We start from the raw sequence: 12,433 nt of genomic DNA, 5'->3' as shown, positions 1-12,433 counted from the left end.
AATCAGCCCGGCGGATGATGACGGAAATGATCGGCCAGGAAGTCGATCAACAGGCGGGTTTTCTGCGCCAGATGACGGGCGTGCGGGTAGAGGGCAAACAGGCCGAGCGGTGGGGTGGCGAAGGCATCGAGCAGCGAGACGATCTCACCGCGCTGCAAGGCCGGGGCGGCGATAAAACCCGGCAGGCGTGCAATGCCCAGCCCGGCCAGTGCCGCCTGCATACAGGCTTCGGTATTGGAAAAACACAACCGACCGCGAATTGGCATATTGACGCTATCGCCGCATGGCGTGACGAACGGCCAGTGCCAGGGATCGCGGAAATTGGTGTCACTGATACATTGATGAGCTGCCAGATCGCGCCAGTGCTGCGGTGTACCATGCTGTTGCAGGTAGCTGGGTGAGGCCGCCACGCGTACCGGCACATCACCCAGGCGACGGGCAATCAGGCTGCTGTCGTCCAGCTTACCGATGCGAATCGCCATATCGAACCCTTCATCGACGATATTTACTGCACGATCGGAGAAGTTCACGTCCAGTTCAATCAACGGATAGGTACGGGCAAACTCCACCAGCACGCTGGCGAGCACGGCGGTGCCGAAGGTGCCGGGCGCGCTGATTTTCAGGCGACCGGTGGGGGTGGTGGCGCTTTCGCGCACCGTGGCATCCAGCGTATCAAAGGCTTCCAGCAGGCTTTTCACCCGTTCGTAATAGGCCCGGCCCACCTCGGTGGGGGACAGTGCACGCGTGCTGCGTTTGAACAGCTGCACGCCGAGTTCCTGCTCCAGTTTTGAAACCAGCTTCGAGGCCTGGCCGCTGCTGGTGCCGAGGCGTGCGGCGGCACCGGCAAAGCTGCCCACTTCCAGCACGGCGACAAACATGCGGTCACAATCAAGACGATCCATGGCGCTTCCTGACGGCGTAAAAGCCAGAGTATAAAACGGTTGGCATTCGGTGCGCTGCACCTTTTCCCCGCTGGCAAAACCTGTTTGACTACAGGTTCGCCTTTAATCTGGCCGGGAGCCGTGGATGTCTTTGCTTCACCTGTCATCACTGGCGGACGTCAGCGCCGCCGCCTGGGATGCGTTATTACCTGACGATCAACCGTTTTTACGCCACGCTTTTCTGCTCACGCTGGAAGAGAGTGGCAGCGTGCGGCCGGAAAGCGGCTGGCAGCCGGATCACCTGATCTGGCGCGAACAGGGGGAAATCCGAGCGGCGCTGCCGGGTTATCGCAAACGCAACTCATGGGGCGAATACGTGTTTGACCACGCGTGGGCCGATGCCTGCCAGCGGGCGGGCATTCCGTATTATCCCAAATGGCTTGGCGCGATTCCGTTCAGCCCGGTGACCGGCGCTCGGCTACTGGGTGATGCCGCCAGTTTAATTGCCCAATTGCCGGATTATCTGCATCAGCACGGGCTCAGCAGCGCCCATATCAACTTCACCACGCCGCACGCCAATGGGCTGCTGGCACAGGCAGAGGACTGGCTGCCGCGTCTTGGCATTCAGTATCACTGGCATAATCGCGGCTACCGTGATTTCCAGGACTTCCTCGATACCCTGATGTCGCGCAAGCGTAAACAACTGCGCAAAGAACGCGAGCAGGTTGCCAGCAGTGGTTTCGCCTTTGAGTGGTATCGCGGCGATCAGCTGCGCGAAGACCAGTGGGATTTTGTCTACACCTGCTACGCCAACACCTATGCGGTGCGGGGTCAGCGGCCTTACCTGACGCGTGATTTCTTCAGCCTGCTTGCGGAGCGTATGCCGCAGAGCATCCGCGTGTGCATCGCCTCATTGCAGGGGCAGCAGGCGGCGATGGCGTTTTGTCTGGTGGATAACAACACCCTGTATGGCCGCTACTGGGGCTGCCTGGCGGAGTTTGATCGGCTGCACTTCGAAACCTGTTTTTATCAGGGCATGGATTTCGTCATCGCGGAAGGGTTACAGCATTTTGATGCGGGGGCGCAGGGCGAGCACAAGCTGGTCCGTGGCTTTGAGCCGCAGCTGACCCACTCCTGGCACTATCTCAGCCATCCGGGGTTACGTGACGCAGTGGACGATTTTCTGCAACAGGAGCGGGCAGGGATGCGCGCCTGGGCGGTGGAGGCGCGTGAATCCCTGCCGTATCGACGCGGCGATTAATCCACGCCGACAAAACCACCGGTCTGATGCTGCCATAAGCGTGCATACAAGCCCTGCTGAGTCAGCAATTCACGGTGGTTGCCCATCTCGACAATTTCACCTTTCTCCAGCACCACCAGGCGATCCATTTTGGCGATGGTGGAGAGACGGTGGGCGATGGCGATCACCGTTTTGCCCTGCATTAAGGTTTCCAGGCTTTCCTGAATCGCCGCTTCCACTTCGGAATCCAGCGCCGAGGTAGCTTCATCCATAATCAGAATCGGTGCATCTTTCAGCAGCACGCGGGCAATGGCGATACGCTGGCGCTGGCCGCCAGACAGCTTCACGCCGCGTTCGCCGACGTGCGCATCCAGCCCGGTGCGGCCCTGCGGGTCGGACAGCAAGGGAATAAACTCGTCGGCACGCGCGCGGTGAATGGCTTGTATCAGCTCCGCTTCGGTGGCATCCGGTCGGCCATACAACAGGTTTTCACGGATGGAACGGTGCAGCAGCGAGGTGTCCTGGGTGATCATACCAATCTGGCCGCGCAGGCTTTCCTGGGTCACGTTGGCGATGTTCTGGTCATCAATCATGATGCGGCCGCCATTGAGGTCGTACAGCCGCAGCAGCAGATTCACCAGGGTCGATTTTCCGGCACCCGACGGGCCGATCAGGCCGATTTTCTCCCCAGGTTTGATATTGAGGTTGAGGCGATTGATCACCTGGCGGCCGCTGCCGTAATCAAAACGTACGTCTTCATAGCGGATCTGGCCGCGTGTCACCTGAAGTTTCTTCGCGGCGGGTGCGTCCTGCACACTGAGCGGCTGGGAGATGGTGTTCAGGCCATCCTGCACCATGCCGATATTTTCGAAGATGCCGTTCACCACCCACATGATCCAGCCTGACATATTCACCAGGCGAATCACCAGGCCGGTCGCCAGCGCAATCGCCCCGACGCTAATCAGCGACTGGCTCCACAGCCACAGCGCCAGCCCGGAGGTGCTGACAATCAGCAGGCCATTCAGGCTCGACAGCGTGATATCCATGCTGGTGACCATACGGCTGGCTTGCTGGGTTTTGTCGGTTTGCTCCTGAATCGCCTCGCGTGCATAACGTTTTTCGAGGTCGTTGTGGGCGAACAATTTGATGGTGGCAATGTTGGTATAGCCATCAACAATGGTGCCCATCAGTTTGGAACGCGCCTCCGATGAGGCCACCGAACGTTGCTTCACGCGCGGCACGAAGTAACGCAGTGACAGGCTATAGGCCACCAGCCAGATAATCAGCGGGATCATCAAACGCCAGTCGGCTTCGGCGAACAGCACCAGCGAGGTGACGGCATAAATCAGTACGTGCCAGATGGCATCGACCAGTTGCACCGCCGAATCACGCAGCGAGTTGCCGGTTTGCATAATGCGCTGGGCGATGCGTCCGGCAAAATCGTTCTGGAAGAAATTCAGGCTCTGGCGTAATACGTAGTTGTGATGCTGCCAGCGAATCATGCTGGTCATGCTGGGGTTGATACTCTGATGCACCAGCAGGTCGTGGACGGCAATCACGATTGGTCGCAGAATCAGCGCCACGACGCCCATCCACAGTAAAACCGGCCAGTTGTCGCTAAACAGCGTGGCGGGGGTCGAATGGTTCACCAGATCGATAATACGGCTGAGATAGCTGAACAGCGCCACTTCGATCAGCGCCTGAGCCAGCCCGACAACCAGCAGAGCGATAAAACTCGGCCACACCTGGCGTAGATAGTAGAGATAAAACGGCCAGACAGTGGAAGGGGGCGAATCCGTTGGTGCATCCTGGAAAATATTGATAAAACGTTCAAAACGGCGATACAGCATAGCGTCACTCTTTCCGTCTCATAGAGTCTTTCAGCTTAGTGCAACTTAGGGAGAAAACCGATATGGAATTGCTTATCCGTGGTCGTGAACCGCGCGATGCGGCAGCTTACCAGCGCCTTTATAGCCAGCCAGAAGTCTATCAATGGACCACACAATTGCCCTATCCCAGCCTGGCAACCTGGGAGAAAAAGTTCGAGAAAATGGACGCGGAAGGTTTTATTGCCTTTGTGGCCGAAATCGACGGCACCATGGTGGGAGAGCTGACGTTGTTTGTGGAGCATCGTCCCCGCACACGCCACGGTATCAGCTTTGGTATCAGCGTTGATCCGGCGTTCAGCGGACGCGGCATCGGTGAGCAACTGATCCGTACTGGCATTGATTACGCCTTTAACTGGCTGGGCGTGCAGCGCGTTGAGCTGGAAGCGTTTCATGATAATCATCGCGCGCTGCGTCTTTACCAGCGTATCGGTTTTGAGCATGAAGGGGTGCGGCGTAAAGCCTGTCTGCGCAACGGCGAGTTTCACGACATTGTGGTGATGTCGGTGCTGCGGGAAGAATGGGTGCAATAAATTGCGCCCGACAGATCGCGCTGATGCGTAGTGGCGCGATTTATCGCGCAGTTTTTCCTGTTAGCCTGCTCATAGTTGCAACACGAAGTATTTTCCTCGACCTGGCGCACACTCCGTCACTTTGCTGCATGGAAATTCAGGGTTCTGTGCAGCACCGCACCCTCCTTTGTGGCATGCGCCAAATCTGGCGTGAAATTCACCGTGCAATTCCCTCATCCGCACAATGACCTCCACCGTCCTGGCTCTCTATATTTTCTCCACAGGGAAAATTAAGCGGTATTCCTGAAAACATCATTTCGGGGCAGGAGGCTCCCACAGCCAGGGAATTCACCTTATGTCGCAAGAAAAAAATCTTAACCGCACCAGTCATGTCCGCATCTGGATGCTGATGTTGATCCTGTTTCTTTCCGTGGTGGCCTATGCCGACCGCTCGATCCTGTCGATCTCCGGATCGGCGATCAAAGAAGAATTTGGCTTATCGGCGATCCAGCTGGGCCTGATCCTCTCTGCCTTTAGCTGGGCCTATGTGATTGGCCAGATCCCTGGGGGCTTGTTCCTCGACCGCTTTGGTACCAAAAAAGTCTACGGCGTAACGCTGGCACTCTGGTCGCTCTCCACCATTGCGATGGGCTTTGTCGGCGAATTTTCCAGCGGTATGACGGCGGCACTGGCGCTGATGTTTGGGCTGCGTTTTGTTCTCGGCCTGATTGAAGCTCCCAGCTTTCCGGCCAATGCACGCGTGGTGATTATGTGGTTCCCCAGCGCCGAGCGCGGGCGGGCATCGTCGCTGTTCAGTTCGGCGCAATACTTCGCCGTTGCCATCTTCTCACCGCTGTCGGGCTGGCTGGTGTCGCGTTATGGCTGGGAGTGGCCGTTTTTCGTGCTCGGCGGTATTGGCGTGCTGGCGGTGTTTGTCTGGGCGGCCTTTATGCGCAGTCCGAAGCAGCACCCGCAGGTGTCGGCCAACGAACTGCGTCATATTGTTGATGGCGGCGCGCTGGTGGATATCGATGCCGAGCAGACACTCAAGGCACGCCCGGCGCTGAGCAAAGCCATGTTCAAAAAGCTGCTCAGCAACCGCATGCTGTGGTGCGCCTATATCGGCCAGTATTGCATCATCGCGCTGAGCTACTTTTTTATTACCTGGTTTCCCATCTACCTGGTGCAGGCGCGCGGCATGAATATTCTGGATGCCGGGTTTGCCACCATAGCCCCGGCGTTGTTCGGTTTTGCGGGGGGGATCTGCGGTGGCTACATTTCGGACAAGCTGCTGGCGCGCGGCTGGAGCATCTCCTGGGCGCGTAAAACGCCTTATATCGTTGGGATGCTGATGGCCGCGACCTTAATCCTTGCCGCCGTGATCCCGAGCAATGCGGGCATTATCGCCATCATGTCCTTTGCCTTCTTTGGTAAAGGCGTGGCGGCCGGGGCGGGGACCTGGACAGTGGTCAGCGATACCGCTCCGAAAGAAGCGGTGGGCCTGGCAGGCTCCATTTTTAACGGCATCGGGAATATCGCTGGTTTCCTCACCCCCTTGCTGTTTGGCATCATCGTGGGTGTGACCGGCAGCTACAGCATCGGCCTGGTGTTTGTTGGCGCGCATTGCGTGGTGGCCGCGTTGCTGTTCTGGCTGGTGATGGGACCGATTGAGCGTGTCGGTGAGGAGCAGCAATCAACCGCCACATCCTACAAAAAACAGGGGAAAGAAGATGGTATCAAAGCAATTTAAGGTGCTGATGAAGGGACCGTTATTACCCGCGCGCTTACAGGATAATCTGGATGCACATTTCACCACTTATCGCCTATGGCAACAGGATGATCAGGCCGCCTGGCTGGCGCAGCATGGTGGGGAAATCGACGCGCTGGTGACCAGCGGCAACGCCCTGATGGGGGCCAGCGCTGAATTGATCAGCCAGCTTCCCAATCTGAAAGTGATTTGCAGCAATGGCGTGGGGTACGATGCCATCGACACCGCAGCGGCGCAAGCGCGCGGCATTGTGGTGACCAATACCCCCGGCGTGCTTAACGCCTGCGTCGCCGACACCGGCATGGCGTTGTTGCTGGATGTGGCGCGGCGCATCAGCGCGGCAGACCGCTACACGCGCGCCGGAAAATGGCAGAGCGAGGGCCGCTACCCGCTGACAACGAAATTAGGCGGCAAAGTGTGTGGCATTGTCGGGCTGGGTGGCATTGGCAAAGATCTGGCAAAACGCGCCCAGGCCTTTGATATGGACATCCATTACTACAACCCGCGCTCGCGCCCGGATGTGCCTTACACCCGTCACGACTCCCTGTTGTCGCTGGCACAGCGGGCGGATTTTCTGGTGCTGACACTGCCAGGCGGCGCGGCGACGCATCATCTGGTGAATGCTGAGGTGTTGCACGCACTGGGGCCGCAGGGTTTTCTGATCAACATCGCGCGTGGCAGCGTGGTGGATGAGCAGGCGCTGATCGCCGCGCTGGAGGCCGGTGAGATCGCCGGAGCCGGGCTGGATGTTTTCGAGCAGGAACCTGCGGTGCCGGAAGCGTTACGCCAGCGTGATGACGTGGTGATTACCCCTCATCTCGCCAGCAGCACCCATGAAACCATGGCGGCGATGGCGGATTTGGTGTTTGAAAACCTGCTGGCCTTTGCCCAGGGAGAAACGGTGCTGACCAGGGTGGTGTGATGCGATGGCTTCTCCCGTTATCGCACCATCCAGTAAATCGCACAAAACCGCCTGAAGAAATTTTGTTCAGCTGCCGATATCTCTCTACCATCCACTGATATTAAGGAGAGATATCGTGATAAAGCTGATTACCGTTGACGAACTGCGGCCGGGAATGTTTGTCCACAAACTGGAGGTTTGGTGGATCAAAGACAAACGCATTCGCAACCAGATGCTGATCACTGATAAACGCCAGATCGCCTGGATCCGTAACGAAGGGATCATCGAGGTGTGGATCGATCTTGATAAATCGGTGCAGGCACCGCAGAAGCCCCCTGAACCGAAGAAAGCGATCCCGCAAACCCCTTATTTTCAGGAAATGGACCAGGCACACGCTATCTTCACCCAGGGCAAGCCCCGGGTACTGGCGATGTTCAACGAAGCGCGTCTCGGGCAAAGTCTTGACCTCAGCTATACCCTTAACCTGGTGGATGAAATCGCCGGATCACTCACGCGTGAACCCACGGCGCTGCTCAGCATGGCACGGCTGAAGAACCATGATGATTACACCTACCTGCATTCGATGGCGGTTTGCGGCCTGATGATCTCGCTGGGCAAAAAACTGGGACTGGATGAGTATCAGCAACGACGACTCGGTCTGGGGGGATTGCTCCACGATGTCGGCAAAGCGGCGGTGCCGCTGGAAATTCTTAACAAGCCAGGCAGGTTGACCGAGGAAGAGTTCACCGTGATGCGGGAGCATCCGATCGTGGGGGCGCAAATACTGATGGAGGCCGATGCGGGAGAAGACCTGGTGGATATTGCCCTGCATCATCATGAAAAAGTGGATGGCAGTGGTTATCCACATCGCCTGCGGGATGAAGAGATCTCCCTTTTTTCGCGTATCGCGGCGGTGTGTGACGTTTACGATGCCGTGACGTCTGACCGGCCTTACCGTAAAGGCTGGAGTCCAACCGAAGCCATGCACAATATGCTGAGCTGGCGCGGCCACTTCGACAGCAAATTGCTGCAAGCCTTTGTCCGCTCCATCGGTATTTATCCGGTGGGATCACTGGTGCGGCTGGCATCGGGGCGGGTGGCGTTGGTGGTGCAGACGGGAGAGCAATCGTTGTTGAAGCCAAAAGTGCATGTCTTCTGGTCACTGCATGCGCAGCGCGAAGTCAAACCAGAGGAACTCGACCTCGGCGATAGCTTTTGCACCGACAGCATCACTGGTGCGGAAGACAGCGGCCTGTGGCAAAACGTCGATCTTAATCGTATCTGGGCGCTGGAAAGCGCCTGATTTTCGACCATTTTTATACTTTTTTTACGCCCGACATCCGCCTTTTTACCCCTTCTTTATACCGCCACGCGCATGCTTGCAGCACAACCAAAATCCTCTGGAGGTCGCTGTGAGTGTGGGCGTGATAACCGGCATCGTGCTGGTATTGATATTACTGGGCTATCTGTTCTATGCCCTGCTTAACGCGGAGGCATTCTGATGGCTGCCAATGCATTTTTGCTGATAGCGGTTTACCTGCTGGTGCTGATGGTGCTGGCGCAACCGCTCGGACGCTTTATGGCGCTGATGATTGCCGATAAGCCGCTGCTGCCGCGCACCGAACGCGCGCTGTGGCGGCTTGCCGGTGCCGATGGCGAGGCCATGCGCTGGCCGCATTACCTGCTGGCGATTCTGCTGTTTAATGCGCTGGGTTTTGTCGTGCTGCTGGTGATTTTAATGATGCAGGGCGCACTGCCGCTCAATCCGCAACATCTGCCGGGACTCAGCTGGGACCTGGCGCTGAATACCGCGATTAGCTTTGTGACCAACACCAACTGGCAGGCATACAGCGGCGAAAGCACCATGAGTGACTTCAGCCAGATGGCTGGCTTAACGGTGCAAAACTTCCTGTCGGCAGCCACCGGTATCGCCGTGGCCTTTGCGCTGATTCGCGGTTTCGCCAATCGCTCGCTGGCCACGCTCGGTAACGCCTGGCGCGATTTGACCCGTATCACCGTATACCTGTTGCTGCCGATCAGCCTGCTGATGGCGCTGTTTTTTGTCAGCCAGGGCAGCATCCAGACTTTTGAACCAAACCACATCATCACCACGCTGGAAGGGGCGCAGCAGACGCTGCCGCTCGGCCCGGTGGCTTCGCAGGAAGCGATCAAAATGCTAGGCACCAACGGCGGCGGCTTCTTCAACGCCAACTCGGCGCATCCGTTCGAGAACCCCAATGCCCTGACCAACTTTGTGCAGATGCTGAGTATCTTCCTGATCCCGGCGGCACTGTGCTTCGCCTTTGGGCAGCAGGTGGGTGATCGTCGTCAGGGCCATATGTTGTTGTGGGCGATGACACTGATGTTTGTGCTGGCGGTGGTGACGGTGATGTGGGCGGAGTTGCGTGGTAACCCGCATTTCCTCAGCCTCGGCGCGGACAGTGCCATCAACATGGAAGGCAAAGAGACGCGTTTCGGCATCCTCAATTCCAGCCTGTTTGCGGTGATCACCACGGCAGCCTCCTGCGGTGCGGTGAACGCGATGCATGACTCCTTCACGGCGTTGGGTGGCATGGTGCCGATGTGGCTGATGCAGCTGGGCGAAGTGGTGTTCGGCGGCGTGGGTGCCGGGTTGTACGGCATGCTGCTGTTCGTGCTGCTGGCGGTGTTTATCGCGGGTCTGATGATCGGGCGCACCCCGGAATTCCTCGGTAAGAAGATCGATGTGTGGGAAATGAAAATGACCGCGCTGGCGATCCTGGTGACCCCAACGCTGGTACTGGTCGGCACTGCGCTGGCGATGATGACCGAAGCAGGCCGCGCTGGCATGGCGAACCCCGGCACGCACGGCTTCAGCGAAGTGCTATACGCCGTCTCCTCAGCCGCGAATAACAACGGCAGCGCCTTTGCCGGTTTAAGCGCCAACACGCCGTTCTGGAACCTGCTGCTGGCGGTGTGCATGTTCGTCGGTCGCTTCGGCATCATCATTCCGGTGATGGCAATTGCCGGTTCGCTGGCGGTGAAAAAAGTGCAGCCGGTGGGCAACGGTACGCTGCCGACACACGGCCCGCTGTTTGTCGCCCTGCTGATTGGCACCGTGCTGCTGGTAGGCGCGCTGACCTTCATTCCCGCGCTGGCGCTCGGTCCGGTGGCGGAACATCTGCAATTAATTCAGGGATAACAGAATCATGAGTCGTCAACAACTGGCCCTGTTTGATGCGGCGCTGACACGCACCGCCATACTGGATGCGGTGAAAAAGCTCGACCCGCGTGTGCAGTTTCGCAACCCGGTAATGTTTCTGGTGTGGCTTGGTAGCGTGCTGACCAGTGTGCTGGCTATCGGCATGGTCGCGGGTCAGCTCAGCGGTAGCGCCGGTTTTACCGCCGGTGTCGCGGTGTGGCTGTGGTTCACCGTGCTGTTTGCCAACTTCGCCGAAGCACTGGCGGAAGGACGCAGCAAGGCTCAGGCCAACAGCCTGAAAGGGGTAAAAAAGAGCGTCGATGCGAAAAAACTGGCGGAGCCGCATTACGGTGCTGCCTGGAAAAACGCCTCGGCGGATAGCCTGCGTAAAGGCGACGTGGTGCTGGTGGAAGCCGGTGACATCATCCCGTGTGATGGTGAGGTGCTGGAGGGCGGCGCGTCGGTGGACGAAAGCGCTATCACCGGTGAATCGGCTCCGGTCATTCGTGAATCCGGCGGTGACTTTGCTTCCGTGACCGGCGGTACCCGCATCCTTTCCGACTGGCTGGTGATTCAGTGCAGCGTCAACCCAGGGGAAACCTTCCTTGACCGCATGATCGCCATGGTGGAAGGCGCGAAACGCCGTAAAACCCCGAATGAAATCGCCCTGACCATTCTGCTGGTGTCGCTCACCATTGTGTTCCTGCTGGCGACGGTAACGCTGTGGCCGTTCTCCGCCTGGGGCGGCACCCCGGTCAGTATCACCGTGCTGGTGGCGCTGCTGGTGTGCCTGATCCCTACCACCATCGGCGGTCTGCTGTCTGCCATCGGGGTGGCAGGGATGAGCCGGATGCTGGGCGCGAACGTGATCGCCACCAGTGGCCGTGCGGTGGAAGCGGCAGGTGACGTCGATGTGCTGATGCTGGATAAAACCGGCACCATCACCCTCGGCAACCGTCAGGCGACGCAATTCCTGCCTGCTCCCGGCGTCAGCGAACAGCAACTGGCCGATGCGGCACAGCTGGCATCGTTGGCGGATGAAACGCCGGAAGGACGCAGCATCGTGGTGCTGGCGAAGCAGAAATTTAACCTGCGTGAACGCGATCTCAGCAGCATGGGGGCCAGTTTTATTCCGTTCTCGGCGCAAACCCGCATGAGCGGCGTCAACGTGCAGGATCGCCTGATTCGCAAAGGGGCGGTGGATGCGGTACGTCGCCATATTGAAGCCAGCAATGGCCGCTTCCCGGCTGAAGTCAACGCGGCGGTGGAAGAAGTGGCACGCGCCGGTGGTACGCCGCTGGTGGTGGCGGAAGGCGCGCAGGTGCTGGGCGTGGTGGCGCTGAAAGATATCGTGAAAGGCGGCATCAAAGAACGTTTTGCCGAGCTGCGCAAAATGGGCATCAAAACCGTGATGATCACCGGCGATAACCCGTTAACTGCGGCGGCAATTGCCGCAGAAGCGGGCGTCGATGATTTTCTTTCGGAAGCAACGCCGGAAGCCAAACTGGCGCTGATTCGTCAGTATCAGGCGGAAGGACGCCTGGTGGCGATGACTGGCGATGGCACCAACGATGCCCCGGCGCTGGCACAGGCCGACGTGGCGGTGGCGATGAACTCCGGTACCCAGGCGGCAAAAGAGGCGGGCAACATGGTCGATCTCGACTCCAACCCGACCAAGCTGCTGGAAGTGGTGCACATCGGCAAACAGATGCTAATGACACGCGGTTCACTGACCACCTTCAGTATCGCCAACGATGTGGCGAAATACTTCGCCATCATTCCGGCCGCGTTTGCGGCGACCTATCCGCAGCTGAATATGCTGAACGTGATGCAGCTGCATTCACCCAACTCCGCCATTTTGTCGGCGGTAATTTTTAACGCGCTGGTGATTGTGTTCCTGATCCCGCTGGCGCTGAAAGGGGTGAGCTACCGGCCACTGAGCGCTGCGGCGTTGCTACGTCGTAACCTGTGGATTTACGGCGTAGGTGGGCTGGTGGTGCCGTTTATCGGTATTAAAGCGATTGATGTGCTGCTGACCGTATTCGGTCTGGCGTGAGGAGAAGA

General features: G+C 58.4%; 10 protein-coding genes. 8 read left to right on the top strand and 2 right to left on the bottom strand.

Features of this window, described 5'->3' with window-relative positions:
* Positions 1-2: 2 nt before the first annotated feature.
* Positions 3-902 carry a LysR family transcriptional regulator gene (locus PW844_RS04445; RefSeq protein WP_299448339.1) on the bottom strand — a complete coding sequence of 300 codons (900 nt, stop codon included), beginning with the start codon at positions 900-902 and terminating at the stop codon, positions 3-5.
* Positions 903-1,026: 124 nt separating this feature from the next.
* Here PW844_RS04445 and PW844_RS04440 point away from each other — a divergent pair, with 124 nt between their 5' ends.
* Positions 1,027-2,142, top strand: coding sequence for a GNAT family N-acetyltransferase (locus PW844_RS04440; RefSeq protein ID WP_299448337.1), 1,116 nt, complete (start codon positions 1,027-1,029; stop codon positions 2,140-2,142).
* On the opposite strand, the gene PW844_RS04435 is transcribed toward PW844_RS04440, so the two are convergent.
* Positions 2,139-3,971, bottom strand: coding sequence for an ABC transporter ATP-binding protein (locus PW844_RS04435; protein WP_299448335.1), 1,833 nt, complete (start codon positions 3,969-3,971; stop codon positions 2,139-2,141). The two genes, PW844_RS04440 and PW844_RS04435, sit on opposite strands and share 4 nt — an antisense overlap.
* A 62-nt stretch (positions 3,972-4,033) precedes the next feature.
* Here PW844_RS04435 and PW844_RS04430 point away from each other — a divergent pair, with 62 nt between their 5' ends.
* The 7 genes from PW844_RS04430 to kdpB all read left to right on the top strand — a co-directional run bounded on the left by PW844_RS04430 (position 4,034) and on the right by kdpB (position 12,425).
* Complete coding sequence (locus PW844_RS04430; protein WP_299448333.1) at positions 4,034-4,540, top strand: GNAT family N-acetyltransferase; 507 nt, start codon at positions 4,034-4,036, stop codon at positions 4,538-4,540.
* Positions 4,541-4,874: 334 nt separating this feature from the next.
* Complete coding sequence (locus PW844_RS04425) at positions 4,875-6,269, top strand: MFS transporter (protein WP_299448331.1); 1,395 nt, start codon at positions 4,875-4,877, stop codon at positions 6,267-6,269.
* On the top strand, positions 6,250-7,209 hold the full coding sequence (locus PW844_RS04420) for a 2-hydroxyacid dehydrogenase (RefSeq protein ID WP_299448328.1): 960 nt from the start codon (positions 6,250-6,252) through the stop codon (positions 7,207-7,209). Before PW844_RS04425 ends, PW844_RS04420 begins: the two co-directional genes overlap by 20 nt.
* A 115-nt stretch (positions 7,210-7,324) precedes the next feature.
* Positions 7,325-8,491 carry an HD-GYP domain-containing protein gene (locus PW844_RS04415; protein ID WP_299448326.1) on the top strand — a complete coding sequence of 389 codons (1,167 nt, stop codon included), beginning with the start codon at positions 7,325-7,327 and terminating at the stop codon, positions 8,489-8,491.
* A gap of 109 nt (positions 8,492-8,600) precedes the next feature.
* Complete coding sequence (gene kdpF, locus PW844_RS04410; protein ID WP_299448324.1) at positions 8,601-8,690, top strand: K(+)-transporting ATPase subunit F; 90 nt, start codon at positions 8,601-8,603, stop codon at positions 8,688-8,690.
* The gene (kdpA, locus tag PW844_RS04405; protein WP_299448322.1) at positions 8,690-10,369 is read left to right on the top strand and encodes a potassium-transporting ATPase subunit KdpA; all 1,680 of its coding nucleotides are present in this window, start codon (positions 8,690-8,692) and stop codon (positions 10,367-10,369) included. Before kdpF ends, kdpA begins: the two co-directional genes overlap by 1 nt.
* 7 nt (positions 10,370-10,376) lie before the next feature.
* Positions 10,377-12,425 carry a potassium-transporting ATPase subunit KdpB gene (gene kdpB / locus PW844_RS04400; RefSeq protein WP_299448320.1) on the top strand — a complete coding sequence of 683 codons (2,049 nt, stop codon included), beginning with the start codon at positions 10,377-10,379 and terminating at the stop codon, positions 12,423-12,425.
* Positions 12,426-12,433: the final 8 nt, after the last annotated feature.

Source organism: Pantoea sp. (assembly GCF_028283705.1).
GTDB lineage: Bacteria > Pseudomonadota > Gammaproteobacteria > Enterobacterales > Enterobacteriaceae > Pantoea.
Note: the sequence above shows the minus strand (reverse complement) of the source record. Positions and strands in the feature narration are given on the sequence as shown.